Source organism: Niallia circulans (genome assembly GCF_003726095.1).
Taxonomy (GTDB): domain Bacteria; phylum Bacillota; class Bacilli; order Bacillales; family Cytobacillaceae; genus Niallia; species Niallia circulans_A.
Map to the genome: position 1 here is coordinate 1,598,759 of NZ_CP026031.1, position 22,279 is coordinate 1,621,037.

At 33.0% G+C, this 22,279-nt stretch carries 24 protein-coding genes; 6 read left to right on the plus strand and 18 right to left on the minus strand.

Annotated elements, in window-relative coordinates:
• Positions 1-14: 14 nt before the first annotated feature.
• Both C2I06_RS07605 and C2I06_RS07610 read right to left on the minus strand, forming a co-directional pair.
• Positions 15-518: a GNAT family N-acetyltransferase gene (locus C2I06_RS07605; protein ID WP_095332065.1), complete on the minus strand. Its 504-nt coding sequence runs from the start codon at positions 516-518 to the stop codon at positions 15-17.
• Between the two features lie 251 nt (positions 519-769).
• On the minus strand, positions 770-1,630 hold the full coding sequence (locus C2I06_RS07610; RefSeq protein ID WP_095332063.1) for a CAP domain-containing protein: 861 nt from the start codon (positions 1,628-1,630) through the stop codon (positions 770-772).
• 456 nt (positions 1,631-2,086) lie between these two features.
• Here C2I06_RS07610 and C2I06_RS07615 point away from each other — a divergent pair, with 456 nt between their 5' ends.
• Complete coding sequence (locus C2I06_RS07615) at positions 2,087-2,332, plus strand: DNA alkylation repair protein (protein ID WP_095332061.1); 246 nt, start codon at positions 2,087-2,089, stop codon at positions 2,330-2,332.
• Positions 2,333-2,427: 95 nt separating this feature from the next.
• On the opposite strand, the gene C2I06_RS07620 is transcribed toward C2I06_RS07615, so the two are convergent.
• From C2I06_RS07620 to deoD, 5 genes are all read right to left on the minus strand, one after another.
• A complete protein-coding gene (locus C2I06_RS07620) occupies positions 2,428-3,252 on the minus strand; it encodes a hypothetical protein (protein ID WP_206427987.1) in 825 nt (274 codons plus the stop codon).
• 97 nt (positions 3,253-3,349) lie between these two features.
• Positions 3,350-4,255 (minus strand): CobW family GTP-binding protein, encoded by a 906-nt coding sequence (locus C2I06_RS07625; RefSeq protein WP_123257806.1) that lies wholly within the window; start codon positions 4,253-4,255, stop codon positions 3,350-3,352.
• Positions 4,256-4,396: 141 nt separating this feature from the next.
• On the minus strand, positions 4,397-5,869 hold the full coding sequence (locus tag C2I06_RS07630) for a lmo1851 family serine protease (protein WP_442757172.1): 1,473 nt from the start codon (positions 5,867-5,869) through the stop codon (positions 4,397-4,399).
• A 156-nt stretch (positions 5,870-6,025) separates the two neighbouring features.
• Positions 6,026-6,886: a M15 family metallopeptidase gene (locus tag C2I06_RS07635; protein WP_235850308.1), complete on the minus strand. Its 861-nt coding sequence runs from the start codon at positions 6,884-6,886 to the stop codon at positions 6,026-6,028.
• Between the two features lie 84 nt (positions 6,887-6,970).
• The gene (gene deoD / locus C2I06_RS07640) at positions 6,971-7,672 is read right to left on the minus strand and encodes a purine-nucleoside phosphorylase (RefSeq protein WP_047940464.1); all 702 of its coding nucleotides are present in this window, start codon (positions 7,670-7,672) and stop codon (positions 6,971-6,973) included.
• 237 nt (positions 7,673-7,909) lie between these two features.
• Between deoD and C2I06_RS25800 the strand changes: the two genes are divergently transcribed.
• Positions 7,910-8,035 carry a hypothetical protein gene (locus tag C2I06_RS25800; protein ID WP_095259060.1) on the plus strand — a complete coding sequence of 42 codons (126 nt, stop codon included), beginning with the start codon at positions 7,910-7,912 and terminating at the stop codon, positions 8,033-8,035.
• A 79-nt stretch (positions 8,036-8,114) separates the two neighbouring features.
• On the opposite strand, the gene C2I06_RS07645 is transcribed toward C2I06_RS25800, so the two are convergent.
• The gene (locus C2I06_RS07645) at positions 8,115-8,285 is read right to left on the minus strand and encodes a YozD family protein (RefSeq protein ID WP_095332057.1); all 171 of its coding nucleotides are present in this window, start codon (positions 8,283-8,285) and stop codon (positions 8,115-8,117) included.
• Between the two features lie 191 nt (positions 8,286-8,476).
• Between C2I06_RS07645 and C2I06_RS24940 the strand changes: the two genes are divergently transcribed.
• A complete protein-coding gene (locus C2I06_RS24940; RefSeq protein WP_163186240.1) occupies positions 8,477-8,629 on the plus strand; it encodes a hypothetical protein in 153 nt (50 codons plus the stop codon).
• Here the strand turns inward: C2I06_RS24940 and C2I06_RS07650 are convergent.
• A complete protein-coding gene (locus C2I06_RS07650; RefSeq protein ID WP_095332055.1) occupies positions 8,626-9,330 on the minus strand; it encodes a hypothetical protein in 705 nt (234 codons plus the stop codon). The two genes, C2I06_RS24940 and C2I06_RS07650, sit on opposite strands and share 4 nt — an antisense overlap.
• Before the next feature lie 431 nt (positions 9,331-9,761).
• Positions 9,762-10,001, minus strand: a complete 240-nt coding sequence (locus tag C2I06_RS07655) for a YozE family protein (protein WP_047940462.1) — start codon at positions 9,999-10,001, stop codon at positions 9,762-9,764.
• 231 nt (positions 10,002-10,232) lie between these two features.
• Here C2I06_RS07655 and C2I06_RS07660 point away from each other — a divergent pair, with 231 nt between their 5' ends.
• The gene (locus C2I06_RS07660) at positions 10,233-11,306 is read left to right on the plus strand and encodes an SGNH/GDSL hydrolase family protein (RefSeq protein WP_123257807.1); all 1,074 of its coding nucleotides are present in this window, start codon (positions 10,233-10,235) and stop codon (positions 11,304-11,306) included.
• Between the two features lie 564 nt (positions 11,307-11,870).
• Here the strand turns inward: C2I06_RS07660 and msrB are convergent.
• The 3 genes from msrB to rsgA all read right to left on the minus strand — a co-directional run bounded on the left by msrB (position 11,871) and on the right by rsgA (position 14,057).
• Positions 11,871-12,296 (minus strand): peptide-methionine (R)-S-oxide reductase MsrB, encoded by a 426-nt coding sequence (msrB, locus tag C2I06_RS07665; protein ID WP_047940460.1) that lies wholly within the window; start codon positions 12,294-12,296, stop codon positions 11,871-11,873.
• Positions 12,296-12,829 (minus strand): peptide-methionine (S)-S-oxide reductase MsrA, encoded by a 534-nt coding sequence (gene msrA / locus C2I06_RS07670; protein ID WP_123257808.1) that lies wholly within the window; start codon positions 12,827-12,829, stop codon positions 12,296-12,298. The genes msrB and msrA overlap by 1 nt, the downstream gene beginning before the upstream one ends.
• A 175-nt stretch (positions 12,830-13,004) precedes the next feature.
• The gene (rsgA, locus tag C2I06_RS07675; RefSeq protein ID WP_095332043.1) at positions 13,005-14,057 is read right to left on the minus strand and encodes a ribosome small subunit-dependent GTPase A; all 1,053 of its coding nucleotides are present in this window, start codon (positions 14,055-14,057) and stop codon (positions 13,005-13,007) included.
• A 388-nt stretch (positions 14,058-14,445) separates the two neighbouring features.
• Between rsgA and C2I06_RS07680 the strand changes: the two genes are divergently transcribed.
• Positions 14,446-15,204 carry a DUF4397 domain-containing protein gene (locus tag C2I06_RS07680; RefSeq protein WP_123257809.1) on the plus strand — a complete coding sequence of 253 codons (759 nt, stop codon included), beginning with the start codon at positions 14,446-14,448 and terminating at the stop codon, positions 15,202-15,204.
• 88 nt (positions 15,205-15,292) lie between these two features.
• Here C2I06_RS07680 and C2I06_RS07685 read toward each other — a convergent pair whose 3' ends face one another.
• The 5 genes from C2I06_RS07685 to ilvA all read right to left on the minus strand — a co-directional run bounded on the left by C2I06_RS07685 (position 15,293) and on the right by ilvA (position 21,292).
• Positions 15,293-15,865 (minus strand): YpmS family protein, encoded by a 573-nt coding sequence (locus C2I06_RS07685; RefSeq protein WP_123257810.1) that lies wholly within the window; start codon positions 15,863-15,865, stop codon positions 15,293-15,295.
• A 10-nt stretch (positions 15,866-15,875) separates the two neighbouring features.
• The gene (locus C2I06_RS07690) at positions 15,876-16,688 is read right to left on the minus strand and encodes an SGNH/GDSL hydrolase family protein (RefSeq protein ID WP_095332037.1); all 813 of its coding nucleotides are present in this window, start codon (positions 16,686-16,688) and stop codon (positions 15,876-15,878) included.
• A 188-nt stretch (positions 16,689-16,876) separates the two neighbouring features.
• Positions 16,877-18,475, minus strand: a complete 1,599-nt coding sequence (locus C2I06_RS07695) for a sensor histidine kinase (protein WP_095332035.1) — start codon at positions 18,473-18,475, stop codon at positions 16,877-16,879.
• A 440-nt stretch (positions 18,476-18,915) separates the two neighbouring features.
• Positions 18,916-19,758, minus strand: coding sequence for a DegV family protein (locus C2I06_RS07700; RefSeq protein WP_095332033.1), 843 nt, complete (start codon positions 19,756-19,758; stop codon positions 18,916-18,918).
• Positions 19,759-20,026: 268 nt separating this feature from the next.
• Positions 20,027-21,292, minus strand: coding sequence for a threonine ammonia-lyase IlvA (gene ilvA / locus C2I06_RS07705; RefSeq protein WP_095332031.1), 1,266 nt, complete (start codon positions 21,290-21,292; stop codon positions 20,027-20,029).
• Positions 21,293-21,490: 198 nt separating this feature from the next.
• Between ilvA and trhA the strand changes: the two genes are divergently transcribed.
• A complete protein-coding gene (trhA, locus tag C2I06_RS07710) occupies positions 21,491-22,129 on the plus strand; it encodes a PAQR family membrane homeostasis protein TrhA (protein WP_047940453.1) in 639 nt (212 codons plus the stop codon).
• Positions 22,130-22,279: the final 150 nt, after the last annotated feature.

Below are 22,279 nucleotides of genomic sequence, written 5' to 3' on the forward strand. Positions count from 1 at the left end.
ATGACTGATTATAATTATAGAAATAATTTATCATAGCAATAAAACGGTTTGTCTTTCCCTTCAAAAAATGTCGAACCAACCTTATTATATCCATTCTTCACAAATAAGTTTTGGGCCTTATCATTTAATGAATATGTATCCGTTTTTAAGTAAAAAATATCTTGTTCAATCGCATACACTTCAGCAAATGCTAATAAATTACTTGCAATGCCGCCTCCACGGATATCAGAATCAACGACTAATCGGTGTATAACCATGTATTCCTTATTATCATAGCTCCAATTAATTTTCTCATAACTTTTACCGCCAATTTGATCTATTGTAATGGATCCAACGACTTTATCATCCATAATAGCTACAAAAAGATTATTGTTTTCGATATCAGCCAGGAAGCTGGCTTCGTTTGGATATTTATGAGACCATTGATCATTACCTTCCTCTTGCATAATAACTAAAGCCTTTTTTACTATCTCCATAATTGATGCTAAATCATCTATATGTCCTTGTCTAATTTCCACAAATAATTTCTCCTATACAATAAATTTATCACCTGATGCCCTATTCTTTAGTTTGCTTTATATAAAAGTAGATATTCAGGAAAAATCATTATATAAATTTCTACTCAAAAATACCACTATTTTGTTTAAAAATAGCTCTCCTTTCTTGAATTTCCATTTTTCAGATAAAAAGATGTTTGAAATACAAAAAAATACAGCCTCGTCATCAATTAAAACGAAGCTGTATTTATAAACTTGCAGAAAAGATATGCTTATTTACCAATAAATTGTTGAGTCCAGTAATTACCATTTTCTACATAACCAACACCAATATGGGTAAATTTATTGCTTAAAATATTCGCACGATGCCCTTCACTATTCATCCATGCATTTACTACTTCTTCTGGGGTTCTTTGACCTTTGGCAATATTTTCTCCTGCTGCTTTATACGTTACACCAAATTGTTTCATCATATCAAATGGGCTTCCGTATGTTGGGCTTGTATGATCAAAATAATTATTTGCACTCATATCTTGTGACTTTGCTTTTGCAACTTTACTTAATTCATTATCTAAAGTAAGTGCTGGCAAGCCATTCTTCGCTCTTTCTTTATTCGTTAAATCTACTACTTGCTTTTCAAATGCGCTGACGGAAGAACTTGCATTAGCTGAATTATTTTTTGTAGATTCAGAAGTAGTATTTTGTTGTGTTGTTGTATTAGGTTTTGAATTTGATTGCTGTTGTACATTATTAGTTTCTTTTGGTTTTGCTGTTTCTTTCTGTGTTTCTTTTGGTTTCGCTGTTTCTTTTGATTTTGCTGTTTCTTTTGGTTTCACTGTTTCCTTTTGTACTTCTTTTTGCATATCCTTTTGTTTAGTAACAGGATAAGATGCTTGTTGTTTATCCATTGATCCTATTAATTCATTCAAAACTTTATCTATATCTATATGATAATTAGAAGCTATATTATGAAAAATTTTATTTAGCTGTTCTTCTGAAAGATTGTGTGCTTGATAGATTGTTTTGGCTTCCTGTGGTTGAACAGTTGAAGCTTCCGCTTTATTTGCGAGTGGAGTAGCCATCAATAACGTTGAAGCTGCTGCCACTGATAAAATTAAATTCTTCTTTTTCATTGTTTATTTCCTCCTTGGTTGTCCAAATCGAAATAGTAATAGATTTTGTTGTTTCGACTTACAACAACATCTTATCATATGTTTTTTTGTCATATTTCTGGATATTAAAACCAATAGAAGGAAATAGGAAGCATTTCTCATGGGTAAAAAAGGAATATATAATAGGTTAATAGCTATATCAACTAATTTTTTCTCTTTCTTTCTTGAAAGAGAATATGGATAAAAAAACCTTTTTTTCTATTTTTTTTAAGTATAACTATATTTTAGAGTAAATTACATACTTGACAGACTTTTTGGGACTGCCTTTAAATAACATTAAAGACAAACAGTTTACAAAAATTTAGTGTTTGTTACAAACACTCATAATTCATTCTCATTTCTTCTATATGCATAAAAAACGGTAAATTTGGAAACCTAATATGGATTAATATACCTTATAAAGAATGGAGTAATGATATGAACAAACCGTATTGCTGCCCCAATTGCAAAACAAATCGCAGTCGCTTTAATATTATTCAGCAAGTTCCTCAATCCGTTAAGGTCGATCCGCAAACTGGTCAGGTTTTAGAGGAATATTCATCTGAGAATTTATCCCCTTTCCATATGGGATATTCTGGTCCAGATTATCGAGTTCAATGCGCTGCTTGTGGTTTGGTTGAAGATGAAAAAACCTTTATTAAATTTGGAGAAATGAAAGGATAAGAAATAAATTTACTCAGTTTATTATTTAAACAATAGTAAAAAACCCCAGCACTACAAGATTTAAAAGTGCTGGGATTTTCTTTTATAGGAACTATTCAAATGGATGAATCTTCAACCTTCACCTTCCATCCTTCTAATGGTGAAGTCCGAACTAATACTAGGTCTTTTTTTATATTTCTTGTTCTGGCATTTTTCATATATACATTACACTCAATGGCAAGAGTAACTTGTAGTGCTTGCTCATAAACCTTTGGCTTAACTTCATTTAAACGATTTATCTTAATATTCTCTATCAAAGCTAGTTCTGAAGACCAATCTTGCTTCGTTGTAATGTATGATAAAATGGTTGCATCCTTTTCTTTTATCCCTGCGATAAAGGCTTTGACTGCATCGTTTGGATTCATTTGTTCTATGTACTGTCTTAATTGACCTGCTGCTTTATAGACCATTAATTTATGAGAAAAATCCATCTTCTCTGTTTTATGTGTTGTGCTTCCTAAAAAATGCACACAAAAATGTCCAGGAAAGTTGTTTGCTAAGGCACCTGCTCCATGGGGCATGCCATGCATAGATGCTGCGAACCATTGATCATTTACCATAATGAGAATCGCTCTTCTTCTCCAACTCCATTTCCCTTCATAAATTTCTTTCATTATCTTTGTATCTTTTACAGTTAATGGCTGTACATCTGCATGTTGGCTGCCTGCTCTCCGTTGTACCTTAAACTGATTACCTGTTTCAATATCTAAAATCGTAAACTTGCTATATTTTGGAATCATCTCATTAATCACGTTCCATGATAATAATTGAATATCAAAACTAATCGGAGAATAAATATTTTCTTCGGCTCCCTTCACTAAAGGTACAGGAATTATAAGAATATAACAAAGAAAAAGTAACAGGAAATTTTTTTTGTTCACAATAAACCACCTTCAATATGATTTTTACTATTGAAAGTTTGCCCTATTTTCTTCTCTATACTCTAATTTATCTTCATTTGTTAAAATGTCATACCATTTATAATTGATCCAACGCTGCCTCTATCTTCTTCCAATCAACATTTTCTCCAATGAATACCATATTCAATGGCATTTTCATGTCTTCTCTCATAAATAAAGGCATGCCGTATGAATACTGAAATAAGTCTGGATGTTTTGCTTGGTGAAATTGAACATATCCCTTTATGCGATAAATCGTATCAGGCAACGCTCTTAAGAAATCTTCAAATTGGTCTGCTCCAATGCTCTTTTGAAATGTATACACAAATGTACTTAAATGCAAGCTATGGATGGAGGTTTTTTCGATATCCTTATAGACATGGCTTGCCATTTGGAGTAATTTTTCAAAAGGGAATTTGGAAAAATTAGTCAGCACACTTAAAGCATGTGGATTAATCGATTGAAGCTCAAAACTAATTTTGGCTTTTTCAGCTTCAGTTAACTGATCTTCTTTATTAATAATTAATATACTTGCGTGCCTTGCTTGCTCAAGAATAAGTTGTTGAATTGGTGCATTTAACGCTGATCGCTCAAGCCACTGTCTTCCATCTATAACTGTTATGATTCCTTTAAACCGTAGACGATTGGCAAAAAGAGGAGAAAGAATCCCATCTATCGTTTCAACAGGATGTGCAGCCCCTGTTGTTTCAAAATAAATAACATCTGGTTTTTCTTCCACTAATAAAGTTTGTATTTGCGCTTCCACTTCATCTTGGATTGTGCAGCATACACACCCACCAAGTAACTCTTTTAATGGAATATCACCATCTATTTCGTTGGAGTCTATGGAAATCCTGCCTAATTCATTCATTAAGACAGCCACTTTTCTACCAAGCTCTTGTTCCTTTTTTAATATTTCTTTTAATAATGTTGTTTTTCCACTGCCTAAAAATCCAGAAAGGACGTATATATCTGTTTGTTTCATCTTATATCTTCCTTTATTTATATTAATTTTTGCGAAAAGGATCATGCATACTTTCACTACTTGTCATACAATGGCTTACTTTTAAAAGCAACCTAAGAAAAAGAGGATGACAATTGTCTGTCACCCTTTTTCATGAAAGTCTTATTTTTTCATTTCATCTTTTAATACTTCTATTGCTTTTTTCATTTGTGTATCTGATTTTTGAAGTTTTTCCCGGAGTTTATTCATTAATTCTGTTGTTGTTTTTCCAGTAATAATTCCATCTTCTTTTAATTTTTCTTTCTTTTGAAATTCTTTTACAGTCTTTTCCGTACTATCATCAAAATAGCCATTTGTATTGTCTACATCATATCCTAATGCTTTCAACATTTCTTGCGCCGTTTTAACTTCTTCTGAATTACTGCCTTTTTTCAATTTGCTTTCTGGATTAATCATTGTTAGGCTTGCATAACTTGGAAGTTCTACTTTATAGGTTGGCTCAATCCCTTTTTCATGAATCCAGCTACCGTTTGGTGTTAACCACTTATCGACCGTAAATTTAATATTACTTCCATCTGTGAAACTTTTTGCTTGTTGAACAGTTCCTTTTCCAAACGACTTAACGCCAACAAGCGGAACATTGGCAGATTGATTAACAGCACCAGCTAATATTTCTGAGGCACTTGCACTTCCACCATCAATTAACACAACAAGTGGAATGTCCATATTGCTGCTATTTTGCGAAGTAACTTTTTCTACGGTTCCATCTTTATGTTCGATTTGATAAATAATTTCCCCATCTGGAACAAATAGACCAGCAATTTTCTTGACTTCTTCTAGTAACCCACCTGGATTATGACGTAAATCAAGAACTATGCCTTTCATACCATCTTCTTGATATTTATTTAAGATATCAACTAATTCCGTTGCTGTATGCTCCGAGAAGCTAGTTATTTGGATTTTGGCAATTTTGTCTTTACCCATTTCTCCATAAACAGTCTCAATCGGGATCGTATCTCTTGTAATCGTCATTTTTAACGGTTCACTTGCACCAGAACGTTCTATTTCTAATTCAACATTTGTTCCCTTTTCACCGCGAATTAAAAGAACAGCTTCTGAAGAACTCATTCCTTGTAATGACTTACCGTCTACTGTCAGAATTTTATCATTCGGTTTTATGCCTGCCTTTTCAGCTGGTGATCCTTTTATTGGCGATACTACTACAATGCTATCATTTAACTGCTGAATTTCTGCTCCAATGCCTTCAAAGGAGGAGGAAATACTTTGTTGAAAGTTTCCAGCCTCTTCTTCATTCATATAATCAGAATAAGGGTCATCAAGTGCTGTAAACATACCGTCAATAGCACCATTCACTAAATCCACTGAATTTAAATCTTTGTAATAGTTATCCATTAATGTATCATACGCTGTATAAAGTTTATTGAATTCTTCCCTCTGATTATTCACCTTAACTGCAGGTTCATCACCAAAAGAAAAGGCAATTGTTGTAATCCCAGCAGCGGCAATAACTACTACAAATAAAAGCATGACAAAATAAAACTTCTTAATTTTTATATACCCTTGCTCACTTTCTTGCTCTATTTCTTTTTCTGTATTATTGTTACCATTATCCAAATGCTTCACCACTTTCGTTTCCAAGAGAGTTTTACACTATGTATGGAAATAGAATACCATGTTTATTTTTACTTAATCAAATGTAAGGAAACTTATTCTATTAATAGGGAATAGAAAAGGAATGATTAAAGAGATATTCCTTTTCTGCACCCTAGCTTATATTTTTCGTACAACCTTAAAATATTCTTCTAAAGTCCAGTCATTTTCATAAATATCTTTTGCAGATTTTTTACCTACATATCGGAAATGCCACGGTTCAAATTTATATTGCGTGATTTTCTCCTTCCCTTTTGGATAACGAAGAATAAATCCATATAAATGAGCATTTTCCTTTAACCATTTTCCCTCTTTTGTTTCACCGAATCCCTCTGTTAATAAGAAGTCGGCACTCTCACTTGATATATCCATAGCAAGCCCTGTTTGATGCTCGCTATTTCCAGGGTATGCAACGGCTTGTACTGCTTTCTCTTCTCCTACCCGGCTAACCTCTGCATCATAAACCTCGGTTTGACGATTATAAGAACGATATCCAGAAACTGCATAAAGTGTAATGCCACTTTTCTTCGCACCGTTAAACATGTCCTCCAATGCCTTTGCCGCTTCTTTTCTCATATAACTTTTTTCAATATCTTGATTACCGAATGAAAATTCAACTTTAGGTCTCACTAAATCCTCTGGAGCATATCCATCTGGTAAGCCAAATTCTTTATTGACGAGCGAAACAATATTTGTCGGGTTTTGAATGACCTTTCTACCATCTACTTCTTTTATGTCATTAAAAAAAACAGACTCTAGTGTCCAAGGTTTTTTTTCTTCTTCTGATACTTTCTCTGGAGCTTGTTGTTCCTCATCCTTGACCTGATCTTCTTTGTTAACTGGTTGTTCCACTTCTTGCTCCTTTTCATTTTTATCCCAAAAAGAAACTTTATCTTGTATTGATTTTAAATCTACTTTTTCACACCCCGTTAACATTGCAATCGCTAATGCTAAAGAAGAGATGGCTACTGATTTCTTCATTTATGTCACCTTACATATCATTAAATTTTCTAACTACTGGATTTTATAAAGGTATGCAAAAAGCATACCTTTTTCTATTATTAATTATTTTATTGCTGCTTCTAATGCCACTTCAATCATTTCATTAAATGTGGTTTGTCTTTCATGTGCTGTTGTTTCTTCACCAGTTAAAATATGATCACTTACCGTTAAAACAGAAAGTGCTTTACGATTAAATTTAGCAGCTATCGTGTAAAGTGCAGCTGTCTCCATTTCTATTGCTAAGATTTGATATTTCGCCCATTTTTCCAGCTCGGAATTGTCGTTATAAAACATATCTGCGGTAAAGACATTTCCTACCTTTAAAGATAGTCCTTTGTCCAATCCACTATCATACGCTTTCTTAAGCAAATCAAAGTCTGCAGTTGGCGCGTAATCTACTCCCCCAAATGTTAAGCGATTCATTTGAGAATCGGTTGAAGCACTCATTGCAAGAATGACGTCTCTTACTTTTACATCTTTTTGGATAGCGCCACATGTACCAACACGAATTAAGTTTTGGACATTGTAGCTGCTAATTAATTCATTAATATAGATAGAAATAGATGGAACACCCATCCCTGTACCTTGTACACTAATTCTTTTTCCTTTATATGTCCCTGTATAGCCAAACATATTACGAACTTCATTATAGCATACTGCATCTTCTAAGAAATTTTCAGCAATATATTTTGCTCTTAAAGGATCCCCTGGAAGTAAGACTGTTTCTGCAATTTCCTGTTCTTTTGCACCAATATGTACACTCATTTTTATTTCCTCCAATTGACACTCATTTCATTGTTTCTATCCAAATATTACATGCTTATGAAAACTTCACTATTTGTACTATATCATATTCTAATATGCTGTAAAACATATTTAATTTTAGCATAACAATTTTTCATAAGGTTATACTAAAATTAGTTTTCCTACACTAAGTGAGGCAAAACTATTTTCATCCTATTTTATAGGAAAATAAAGTATTCTTTCAGGAGGGGGATTATAATGGGCAAAAAACATCGAAATAGGATTAATTCTCCAAAGAAAAATAATCATATACCAAAAGAGGCTATTATTGCTGAACAGGAAGCGCATGGAAAAGAATACTCTGCAACCGGTCGCAAACGATAATATGACATTTCAAGCTTTCAGAGTATTATAAAATTATGTATAAAAAAATGGTGAGATTTCCTCACCATTTTTATTATCTTTATTCATCAATTTCTTCGTCAATAATGCATTTGTCTAATAAATATTCGAATGTAATGTCAGCCAATTCTTCAATTTCACCTTCACTAGGAACGAATCCCCTTTTTAATAGCTCACGAAAGAAAAACTCTGCTATTTCCTCAGTATCAATAATTACGTCGATTTCTTTCATGCTTATCGCCCCCTTTTTTAAAGAATATATGTGACATTAAGAAAAAAATGCTTTCACAATAAAATTATCTGACAAAACAGTCTTTTTTTCAAGAAATATTATCTTTAGTCTATAGAAAATTAATTGGAAAAGTAGACATGTTCAGCAGCAGGTCCACATATAGTTTAAATAAAAAAGGGAGGCATCGAAAAATGAATAAAATCCAATACCTATTCGAAGAAATAAAAATAGATTTAAATGAAGAAAACAGTGAAATCCTCACTATCTTTCATTCCCTTTTACAAAAGCTTTTTGCCCTTCTAGTCATTAGCAGCATACCGATGTTTATCTATCTATTATTCTAGATTTTCGTTTCATTGTCTTTATCAGATCTACTGCTGACCAACTTGAGTTTTCGAAGAGTTAACTTCATAACCTGTTCATATTCGATATCTTTGAATAAAGAATATAAAATACTGTAATCATTATAGATATCTAGCAATCCGTCAATGAGCTCTTTCTTCTCCTTACTTCTTTCTAATAATTCTTTTTCTGTCTGCTGGAAAGAGCTATTTGACTTTTTTAACTCAATGGATTTTTGTTTTTTATCCAATATATAGAGTAGTCCTAATTTTTGTATAAATGAATCCGCGCTATCTGCATCTGCTACCAAGGTTAATTCATCTTCCCCTGCTTCTAGCCATTCTCCATCACTTACTCTAGAAAGCTCATAAATTACATCTTCCCATGCATCGTTTTTATATCTCCAAATTTCTGTTCGAAAACCCATTATTTTAAAAAGATTGGATCCATATCCTTTCACTTTTACTAAATCACCAATAAAGAAACGATACTCAATATCAATTTTCTCTGAATCCATAATTTCACCATCATACTCAGAAAGCATTTGCAAACTGGATTCCAAATATAAACCTTCACTTTTATTTACTTCATATACATGCATATGATCCAAATATTTTACGTCCGTGATTTTTCCTACTGTTCCGTATATCGTGATCACAACAGTATCACCAATTTTGAATTTAGGTTTTTTTCGATTCGCCATAATAACAAATCCTCTCTAAACAAGATTGTGTGGCATTGCCTATTTATGCGGTTTTCCCCCACACTCTTGAGTAGAATATTTGATCTATGAAGATGGGGGATATTAAAGGAATATAATCCTATCTTCAGTTACCATGTAATTTCCATCCTTTTTCGTCTATACTTTCACTTATTTGGTACTACTATCATATGCAATAAATCACTATTCGCGCATAAAAATTCTTTGTCTTCTGAATTGTGTTATTTATCCAACATTTCTTAAACGGTTTATTCATTATATGTATATATGTTAATAGGAAGAATACTTTCCAATGTTTAAGTACGGGCTGCAGCTCTTCCTTTTTTCTTAATATTTTAAGGAATAATTAACCTTTTAGGTTGGCCACAATATGAGAATAAAAAAACATCCAAACAAATTATCGTTGGATGTTATCAATAGCTATAATTCTTCTTTTCTTCTTGAAATAAATATTTCTCCCATGCCTCATCAAATATACGCATGCTTGGAAGATAATGACCATTTAATTCTAGATAATCGCTTATTTCATCATAATCAAAACTATTTTTGGGGAAATCATGATCAAGATAAGCTTCATTCGCAAATTCGCTAATTTGATCATTTGGTTCGGGATGTCTAAACTTCATAAGAAAATGATAAAAGGATTTAGTCATGATCTCACCTTCCTTGATCGATAGATATAACGTATACTATACATAATTGAAAATAATGGTGCAAGTGATTTAGCTGAATTTAAACTCATTCTATAGCAATTAGCAGGAGAGCCTAAATTACTAATCTTTCTAAATACAATAAAATTACTGGTTACCTTGTACTTCTGGAGGGTAATTTAATGAACAGAGTTGATATTCGTTAATTAATAAGGAGGGTAATAAAAAAGCAAAATGAAAAAGGGTTTGAAATATTTTATTTACTCTCTCATTTTTATTGTCATAATCAGCATGACATATGTATTGGTTCATTCTGAACAACCGAAAAGAAATGTCTACGATAAAATTATTGATGGAAAACAAGTGAACTATTTAATTGTTGGCGATAGTATTGGCAGGAGTTCAGGCGCAAGCAACAACCATCGAAAATGGTTTCACCTTGTGGAAAGGAGCTTAACAAAAAAATATGGAGGCTCATTTAAGAAACAGTTAGTAGTTCAAAGCGGAGCCACTGCATTTGAGGGATTATATAAATTGAAAAATAGTTTATCTAATAATATTGATTTAGTATTTATTGTATTTGGAGAAAATGATCGAAAATATATGGATGATAAGCAATTTTATTTTTTTTATCAATCTTTATTAGAAGAGGTTGTGTACCGTTATCCGGATGCAGAATTAATAACAATCACAGAAAGCAGTCTGGATAATGAGGATTTTGTGAACGTTATAAAAAAATTATCTAAAAATTTTTATGCAACAAATATTGATATGAGACTTCCTTTTCGAGAATCTAGATTATCGCCTGAGCGATTAACAAATGATCTTGTACATCCAAATGACTATGGGTATTATCTATATGCTCAAGAAATCGTTGATACGCTGCAAAAAGCAATTCACGACAAAAAAACAGTACTAACTTCTACTATACCTGTTAATGAGGTATCTAGTTTGGAGATGAAAACCAGTTATCCTATTGAATCAATCGATCCTTCTTTTCGAAAGAAAGATGGTTATTATACATCCAGTAAGATTGGCGCTAATATTGAATATCATTTTACTGGTCCTTTTTTAGGGGTAAACGTAATCAGAAGCGAAAAAGGCGGAATGATGGATGTTTTTATAGACAATAACTATGTAACTACTATTTCCACATGGTGGCCATTTAAAAAAGAAAGATCACTTTATGTCACGAGCGGCCTAAAAGATACGGACCATAAAGTTACTTTTCAAATTTCTGCACATAAATCAAGATATAATATAACCGATCAACATTTGATCCAAATATCTTCTATTATCACTAATTAGCAAAAAATTACTTCCTTGAAGAAAAGGGGATGCCTTGATAGGTATCCCCTTTTCTTTTATTGAGGGTGAGACATAAGTATTTCAACCCGATATAACCCCGAACAATTATGCGTACATATTAGAAAATATTCGTATACTTGTTTGGGGGTTTTTATTTATTTTAAGAAAAAAGGTTTGTGGTAATCACCCGCAGACTGAATACACTTCGCTTTCCATGGGGCGAGCGCCAAGCCTCCTCGTTCCTGCGGGGTCTTGGACTTTCTCGCAGCTCCCATAGGAGTCTACGTGTATTCAGTCTGCTCTGTTTTTTCCTACTAATTTTAGTTTGCTTAAAAACTAAATAAGCTTTAAAAAAGGAGTGAAATGGAACGAAGGATACTCGACTCCTGCGGGAAGCAGAGCAAAGCCTAAGACCCAACAGGCTTTAGCCGAGGAGACTTAGGTTGCTCCCCGGCGCATCGTGTGTCTGTAGTGTGATGGAACGAATTGGTTTCACCATTGAATTAGAGATTGTTCGTCTTTATCCAATATATATTTTGTTTTGTCCCATCCCCTTTTCTTTTATTATCTAAATAAACTTAAATATTTACCATATCCTTTTTCTTCCAATTCCTCTTTTGGAATAAATTTCATTGCTGCTGAATTCATGCAGTAGCGTAAGCCTGTAGGTTGCGGACCATCATTAAATACATGGCCTAGATGAGAATCAGCTTCTTTACTTCTCACTTCGGTACGTATCATTCCATGACTTGTGTCTTTCTTTTCTGTTAATTCTTCTTCATCAATTGGTTTTGTAAAACTTGGCCACCCACAGCCAGCATCATATTTATCAAGTGAACTGAATAATGGTTTTCCTGAAACAATATCTACATAAATCCCATCACCGAATTCATCCCAATATTCATTACGGAATGGTGGTTCGGTTCCATTGTTTTGAGTAACTTCATATTGTATGGGCGTTAATTTTTCTTTTAGTTTGTCTTTTTCCATTACTGATCGCTCCAATTCTCGTCAATATATGCTGCACGTCCTGAACCAATATGATAACGATTATAATGTTCAGGATTCTTTCTGTAATAATCCTGATGATAATCCTCAGCAGGATAAAAAGTTGATGCTGGAAGAAGTTTAGTCACAATCGGTTTACTAAATCTCCCACTTGCTTCTAATTGTTGTTTAGATTTTTCAGCTGCTTGCTTTTGATCCTCACTATGGTAAAAGATTGCTGTTTGATAGGATTGCCCGCGATCATAGAATTGACCGCCTGCATCAGTTGGATCAATTTGCTGCCAATAAATACTAAGCAATTTTTCATACGAAAAAACATGTGGATCATATGTAATTTGGACTGCTTCATAATGTCCCGTCGTTTCTGAACAAACTTCTTTGTAGGTTGGATTCTCTTTATGTCCCCCTGTATACCCAGAAACTACTTTGATAATACCTGGCTCCTGATCAAAAGGCTTAACCATACACCAGAAACATCCTCCTGCAAATGTTGCTACTTTTACATTTTCATCCACTTATATACCCCCCTGAATAACTTTCTCTCACTTATATTCCCACATCATCATGATTTCACACTATTAGCTTAATGTTTATAAGAGAAATATGCAAAAATTAAGTCTCTAAAAGGAACGTAAATCCCCTGATTCATAAGACCAAGGGATTTACAATAAAAAAGTAATCAAGTAATAATTACTTTATCTTAAATTGGTTATTCCTTTTTTTCCATATTTTCTTTTGATCTGATTGCGCTTTTTTATCTTGTCGTCTTTCAAGAAAAGCTAGTTCCCTTAACAGCTTTTTGTAGCTGCGTAATCGTTCTTCTTCGATTTTCCCATTTTCAATAGCAAGCTTTACTGCGCAGCCTATTTCCTTTTCATGCTGGCAATCTCGAAATTTACAATACGCTGCAAACGCTTCTATTTCAGAAAAACTATTAGCAATACCTTCCTCACTATTCCATAATTGCAATTCCCTCATTCCAGGAGTATCAATTAATACTGCCCTATTCGGCAACAAGACCATCTCTCGGTTTGTTGTCGTATGCCGACCCTTTGCATCTGTCTCTCTAATTCCTTGGACTTCCTGTTTTTTGAATCCACATAGATAATTTGTCAAAGTAGATTTCCCGACACCGGATGAACCTAATAAAGCGACTGTCTTTCCAGGAGAAAGGAATGTTTTCAACGTTTCTAATCCAATATTATTCACAATACTCACTGCTATAATAGGAACGCCAAAAGCTACTGATTCTACTAAAGTAACTTTTTCATTAATATCATCTGCTAAATCTGCTTTCGTTAAAACAACGACCGGACTTGCTCCACTTTCCCATGTTAAAGTTAAATAGCGCTCTATTCTTCTTATATTTAAATCTTCATTCAATGAATTAACTAAGAAAATAGTATCAACATTGGCTGCTACTATTTGTTCTTCGGTACTATTACCTGCTATTTTTCTAGAAAATTTGCTTACTCGAGGCAATATGTTTGTAATGGTTCCTTTTTCTTCAGGAATTCTCGGCGAAACAATTACCCAATCGCCTACTGCAGGTAATTCTTCTCTTGATTTTGCTACGTATGCTAATTTTCCGGAAACTTCACATAACAGCTCACCATATTCGGTCCATACTCGATACATTCTTTTGTGTTCTAAAGAAATTCTGCCGATTATTTGATTTTCCTTTGCAACCATCTCAAATGCTTCTTTAATATTTTCGTTCAAACCAATCTGGGTTAATTCCATGTATTGACCTCCAAATATTTGTAAAATAAAAAAACATGGTGCATACAGCCCATGTTTTCCCTACAAACATTTAGAAGTCCCTACATAAGAATGTATCATCTATCTATTCATGACAAATCTCATCTATTGAGGTAACCGTTTGGGCTGTATGCTATATGAATAATTGATTTAAAAAATGTAATTTTGCTCATAAAACATCAGCCCCTTTCATTTATTAATTTTATTATATAAATATTCAAATAAATTGTAAAGCCTATTTTATTAGGCACTCTCCCTAATCTTTAGCATATTCTATTTTCAAAAGACTCTTTTCTATATCTGTCAGACTGCGTTTACTTTTAAATCATAATGAAAAATAGGATAAATATGAACACGAGGAGGAAGTTCGATGACGAGAGATCATTTTCACTCCATACAGGAAGCCGGAATGTATAACGTATTAAGTGATTACTATAAATATACGAATCCTGAATTACATGTATATTATTATCATAAGCATCTTCAAAGCTTAAACCATGCTTTAAAGAAGGAAAGTAAGTCTGCTATTGTTTCGGATATCCAGAGGCAAAATGAGTATGGAAAAGTCAGATTCTTACAAGCTACTAATAACTTGCCAACTGTTGATATTTACATGAATGGTAAATGTCTGTTAAAAGAAGTATCGTTTAAAACGATGAGTAATGAATTAACATTACCTACTGGAAAATATCAACTGGATATATATGAAACTGGGAAGCAGATTGATCCATTATCTAGTCAAATATTGAAGATAGATAGTAATGTATATCATACTTTTGCTTTTGCCGGCAATGAAAGAAACCTAACAATACAGTTATTTCCTGAATTTCCAATTGTACCAGCAAACGAAACAAAACTACGGATCATTCAACTGGCAGAAAACCTGCCAACCATTGATATCGCCGTTCAAAAAGGAGATATCGTATTTCCATCTATACCTTATAAAGGTGCAAGTTCCTATTTAGGGTTGTTTCCAATGACTGTCTATTTAGAGGCAAGAAATGCAGAAACAAAGGAAGTACTAAAGAAATTTCCTGCTCTCCAATTAGAAGCCGATAAAACATATAGTGGATTTCTTATCGAAGGAACCGATGAAAAAACTTGTGAATTATTAATTTTCTCCTGTTAACATAAAAAGGCTATTCTTAAATCTCCCACCAATAATCATTTATCATCTTGGACAGGAGATTTTTTAGAAATAGCCTTACAAATATTACTTATTCAGTTGGCAGCAATAAATTAAATTGAATGATATTTTTCTCTAAATCAAATGTTTTCGCCTCTACTAACATTCCGTTTTTCAAGTCCATCTTAGTTAAATGAACATATATTTCTTCTTCATTTGGCTGAATATCAACCCAATCTGGAAAATTATATTGATTTTCAATAAAATTCATTACATAAGATACGGGTAACGGCAGATGACCAATACTTATTTCTTTCTGTTTTAATAATAAATCCCCATTTTCTAATGCTATTGGTTTAAATGTTAATTTCATTTGAATATCTGTATGAAAAATTGGCATCGTTCCATATAGCTCTACTTGATCCGCTATATTTATTTCATAATGAATCGGACCATTAAGCCCTTCTTTTTCTAGAAAATGATTAATTAACTTCGTCAAATCCTCTCGATTTGTCGTAACAGCAAATGGAACTTCTTCTCCTTGCTGCTTTATTATCGGTGTCTTCTCCACTGGTTTAAATATCATTATCGCTATATATATGATTCCCAGTACAAGAGCACCTGCTAATGTTAAAAATGCTAGTTTCCACTTATTCTTAAACAACCTTTTCTCCTCAATTCTCCGTCTGCAAATTCTCTAGTATATCAGCTAGTGGTGCTGTTAACATCTTTTCGTAGATGGCTTCAGCAATAAGCTGATACCCCTTGTCATTAGGATGAAAATAATCTTCATACAGTAAATCTGACGTTGGATTTTCAAAAATATTCTCGATACTAACGAAATATGTATGCTTATATTTTGCTAATACCCCTTCACTGGTGCTATTCCAATCGGCCACAATTTGATTCATTTCTTTGATATCAGAAAACATCTTGATAAATGGGTTATAGACCCCAACTAATATTACGACAGCTTTAGGATTGTATTCTCGTATACTAGCCAAAACATTATTGAGATTTTCTTCATACTCGCTTAATTGTGCCAAAAATGAATCCATTTGCAAATTGGTAATATTATTCCGGACGACTTTCATAATATCATTTCCGCCAATCGTAATAATAACACCGTCTGCTTTTTTAATTGACTCACTAACTTCCTCTGTTTTAATTCTTTTTAATAACTGATCAGACCTGTTGCCTCTTACCCCATAATTCAAAAAATCCGCCTTATTTACTCCTTTGGTTTCTTCAAGTAAAGTTTGCAGATATGGAACATATCCCCCTTTTCCAGTGCTGTCACCAACACCTTGTGTAAGAGAATCTCCAACAGATACTATTGATAAATCTTTTGGTAAAAAGCTGACTGGTATATCCTTTTTATTCATAACTACCATATCTTTTTCTGTATTATAGAGTGTCTGATTGGAGCAGGAAACAAGCATTAAAAGAGAAAATAATAAAACAAGAAAGGTAAATGGTTTTTTCATCTTTTCACCTACCTTCATTTTTTATAGTATAGCATATTGAAGAGAATTCGAAATGAATTTATGCACTTATTTTTTTCCAATAAGCTCCCAATATGCATCCTAATCACTGCGAAAAAAATTCTCCCATTAAAAACTTTTTTCTTTTATGAAACTCTATATTCCATCTATATATAAGAAGAATTACTTTTTTACTCACTAAGATAGAGAGGGATGAAAATTCTAAATAACGTGCCCCTACCTTTTTCACTTTGTACTTCAATATACCCTTTCATCTGCTCAACCATCTGATAACAAACCATTAAACCCATCCCAGTACCCTTTTCTTTTAACGAATAAAACGCAGTACCTAATCGGTTTATCTCTTCTTCTGTCATTCCAATTCCAGTATCCTCTATTTCAAATACCCCATATTCCTTTGCTGGATAAAGGTTAATGGTTATCGTTCCTCCATTTTTCATTGCCTCAATTGCATTTTTTAAAATATTTATAAGTACTTGCTTTAATTCATTATTATTAGCTTCTATGTATACTTGTTGAATATTCTTTTTAAAGTGGATACCTTTACTCATCATTGCATAAGAGTGCATTAAGTCAATAACTTTGTTTGCCAAGTCTCTTCCATTAACCTTTTGTGATTGTTCCACATCAGGCTTTGCTAAAGACAAATAATCATTAATAATTGTTTCTGCGCGATTCATTTCCTCAATCATTAATTTAATATATGTTCTTTCTTCTTCACTCATATGTTCTTTTGCATAAAAAATTTGCAAAAAGCCTTTGACGACAGTCATCGGATTTCTTATTTCATGAGCAACGGATGCAGCAAGCTGACCAACTGCATTCATTTTCTCCGCTTTTTGTAATTCTTTATTAATTTTCAAAAAATCTACAATATTATCCATTTGCCTAAGTGCTTCTTCCATTGTAGTGAGTTGAAAATCCTTTGATATTGTTCCAAGCTCTTTAGCAGTATTGGTTAAACGATAAAAAAGAGACGCAAGATTATCAACAACTTCATTATAATTTTTCATCAGCCCTTGTAATTCTTTGTTATCATTTATATCCATCTTAACATCAAAATTCCCACCACTTATTTCATTCAAACCTACCATCATTTTGTTAATAGGGTGAAGGATTTTATTTAACCATTTTCTTATATAAATAAAAAGGAAGATAAAACTAATTAAAAGGAAGAATATCGTTTGAAGTGCGAGTTCTTTCAGAAAATAAAACTGGTCATTGAGCTTCCTTTCCATCCCGACAACGCCCATCAATTGTCCTTTTTTATCATTAATAGGAATGAAAGAGCTCATATAATGGTCTTTATTAAGTTTGTATATGTTACTGTGCTGAATTTCATGCATGGTAATTGTTCTCTTATATGTTGGCATTATTTTATCTGCTATAGTATCAACATAATGAATTCCTATTTTTTGATTTTGTTGAGAGATGACAGCTATATGATTTTGCTTCTCATTTTCTGCTAACACCGATATATACATGAGTTTCTTTATTTCGGAATTATTTTTATTAAAATCTGAAGAGTTGATCATATTTTGTAGTAGCTGCTTTGAATCAGTCCTTTTCGCTTCCCGCATTTGCAAGGAAGCATTATTACTTAATAGAGTTAGGATTTCTTCCCCATCCTTTTCAAAATTTGTCTTCCACTCTTTATACTGGCAATAAAAAACGAATGTTACAAAAAGCATGAGAAGAAAAAAAGGCAGAAAAAAAGAAATAACTTGATATTTATTCACAAACGGAATAGTATAAAATTTTTTTATCATACTGGCCACCTATTTCTTATATTCCTTAGTCTACAAGAGACATACGATATTTGAATTACTTCTTCTAATTACAATTGAATTATATATCGTTATTTATTTATGTTCGTAATCTTAATTTATATGTTGATTCGACAATTTCGCTTAAAATCCCTTTAATTACCCCATTTTTTATTTAATTCACTAATTTTAAAAATGAAGGGTCATGATAGGTCTTTCTCCTAACGAATAAAAGAAGTCTACTTTTACCCTCAAAAAATATAAGCAGATCAGATACAAGTAATTGGACAGAAAAAAGCCAAACAATCACAGGAAATTTCGTATGACCGCTTGGCTTTTATTCTTTTTAAATTGTTGTTAAAAAAGGTGTAATAAACACTACATTCTATTTTATGGAGCAGCAATCTGCCTTTTACTGAATCCTACAAACAATAAAAGAAGGATTATTCCATATAATAACTAAACCCGATTGCTCCTGGTCCGGTATGTGTGGAAATGATAGGAGTTGTATAGTCAATATCAACTCTATTAAAACCAGTAGCCTTTTCTATTGCCTCTTTTAATTTAAGCGCAACATCTAGGCTTCCTGCGTGTGTAATCCCTACCCCTTTGATTTTTTTTCCGATGCTGTCTTCCGTAAAGGCACTAGCTAAAAACTTCACTGCTTGTGAACGACTTCGTACTTTTGCCACAGGTGTATATACACCTTCCTCTAGAGTTGCAATGGGTTTTATATTTAATAAAGAGCCGAGAAAAGCTTTCCCTTTTCCAATTCTTCCGCCCTTCATTAAATTCTCTAATGTATCTACTACAACAAAAAGTTTCGTATGTTTTTTTACATGATTTAATCTTTGCAAAATTTCAGCTGCATTATGCCCATTTTTCACCATTTCTGCTGCTTCTAATACTTGAAAAGATAAACCTTTAGAAATAAATTCCGAGTCTACAACAAAGACCGTTCCCTTTGTTAATTGGCTGGCACTTTTAGCTGATTCTACTGTCCCACTCATTCCACCCGTCATATGAATAGATATAATATCATATCCTTCGTCTGCAAGTTCATCATATTTTTCCACAAAAGTGCCAACAGATGGCTGAGAGGTTTTAGGTAACTCATCTGCTTCTATCATCTTATCAATAAATTCCGCAGGTGATATATCTACTCGATCCAAGTATGATTTATTATCAATATAAATAGATAAAGATACTACCTCAATTTCATATTTTTCTAAAATTTCTTGCGATAAATCTACCGTTGAATCTGTTACAATTTTGATTTTTCTCATTTCACACTTCCTATTAATCATTTCATTTTTCAATTAAGCGCTTACTTTATTATACATTTATTTTTATTATTTTCCTATGCTACTGTGTATTTTATTTTATTGAGCATATATTACCCACTATACCACAAATTAAGCATTTCGTAACCTGTGAATTGAATCACAATCCATGGCGAATTAACTGACTACAAAGACTTTATAAACAATAATAATGATACATGATCAAAAAACCATGCGCATAATAACCACGCATGGTCCTATTAAATAGATATTATACTAGTAAATGGAATAAGTTAGAATCTCTATTCACTTCCGTATACGGAAATCCCTTTTTATCCATTCTTTCAATTAATTCTCTGTAATCATCCCTATTTTTCAGTTCTAAACCGACAAGTGCAGGTCCACTTTCCTTATTATTCTTTTTAACATATTCAAATCGGACAATATCGTCATCAGGTCCCAAAACATCATCTAAAAACTCTCTTAGAGCACCAGCCCTTTGCGGAAAATTAACAATAAAGTGATATAATAATCCTTCATATAATAAAGAGCGTTCTTTAATATCCTGCATGCGATCAATGTCATTATTACCACCGCTAATGACAACCACAACATTTTTGCCTTTTATTTTTTCCTTATACAAGTCTAGAGCAGCAACTGGGAGAGCTCCAGCCGGTTCGGCGACAATGGCATGCTCATTATATAAAGACAAAATAGAGGTACATACTTTGCCTTCAGGTACTAATACGATATCATCTACATAATCTCTGCAAATTTCAAAATTCTTTTGTCCAACACTTTTGACTGCTGCTCCATCTACGAATTTATCAATTTTGTTCAATGTTACTACTTTATTTCTAATCAAGGCTTCCTTCATCGAAGGGGCACCAGCTGGTTCTACACCAATCATTTTCGTTGCTGGAGAAACGCTTTTCATGTATGTACTTAACCCTGCCATTAAACCACCGCCTCCGATACTTGCAAACACAAAATCAATCGGGACGTCAATATCATTCATCATTTCTATTGCCATTGTGCCTTGTCCGGCAATAACATTTTCATCATTAAATGGATGGATAAATGCTCTTTCTTCCGCTTCTGCACAGGCAACTGCTTCTACATATGAATCATCGAACGTATCACCTGTTAAAACAATTTCTACATTTTCTTTGCCAAACATTTTAACTTGTGTAACCTTTTGCTTTGGTGTTGTTGCAGGCATGAATATTTTCCCATGCACATTTAAATAACGACAAGAGTAGGCTACACCTTGCGCATGATTTCCTGCACTTGCACAAACTACTCCATTTTTCATTTTCTCTTTTTCCAGCATCTTCATGGAATAAAAAGCACCCCTTAGTTTAAAGGAACGCACATGCTGTAAATCTTCCCTTTTTAAATAAATGTTGCAATCATATTTTTCGGATAACCGATAATTTTTTTGTAAGGGAGTATGGGCTACTATGTCTTTAATACCTTGGTATGCAATAATAATATCCTCTAATTGCACCCATTTTTTCATTACATTTTGTTCCATTTCCACACCCTCATTTCTAACAATTTTAATTTGTACATTATACCATGAATTATTCTTTTATCACTAACAAAATTTTAAATTTTCTTTTTTTTTAAACATTTTTGATTGCGTAAAATTATTGACTACGGCATATTCGGCAATTGTTTGTTTTTATGAAAGAAATCCATTACAATTAAGGGATAAGGAGTGAATAAAGTTATGAATTTTTCGATTAAAGATTTCTCATTAAAAGAAGAGATTGCAAATAGTATTACCCATGGGATTGGCTTTCTGTTAAGTATACCGGCGCTAGTGATGCTGATCATTAATGCAGTTGAAACAGATAATCCCTGGAGAATCGTCAGTTTTTCTATTTTTGGAGCAACTATGATTATCCTATATTTATGCTCCACCCTTTTGCATAGCATTACCCATGAAAAAGTGAAAGATTTTTTCGAGATCCTCGATCATTCTTCAATCTATCTTTTAATCGCAGGTACCTATACTCCTTTTGTTTTAGTTGCTATCCGTGGCGGGTTAGGCTGGACACTATTTGGAATCGTATGGGCATTAGCCATTATTGGTATTGTCTTTAAATGTTATTATGTAAAAAAATATATTGTTACTTCAACCATCTTGTATGTTATTATGGGCTGGCTGATTGTGATGGCAATCGTCCCGTTATATCATGCCATCGGCACCACTGGCTTTATGCTTCTCGTAGGGGGCGGCCTTTTATATACTATTGGAAGCATCTTCTACGTTATGCAAAAGATTCCCTATTTCCATGCTATTTGGCACCTATTCGTATTAGCAGGGAGTGCCTTAATGTATTTTTGTGTGTATCTTTATGTATAGCCGCAAGTTTTAACAATCCTTGATGTTCCGTTATAAAAAAGATGAAGAAGTAATCAAATCTCTGTTTGTCTACAGTCTGACCTATCATATCAATATGATAGGTTTTTTATTTTCTTCAAAAAATGCTATAGAAAAAATGGCAGGTCTAAT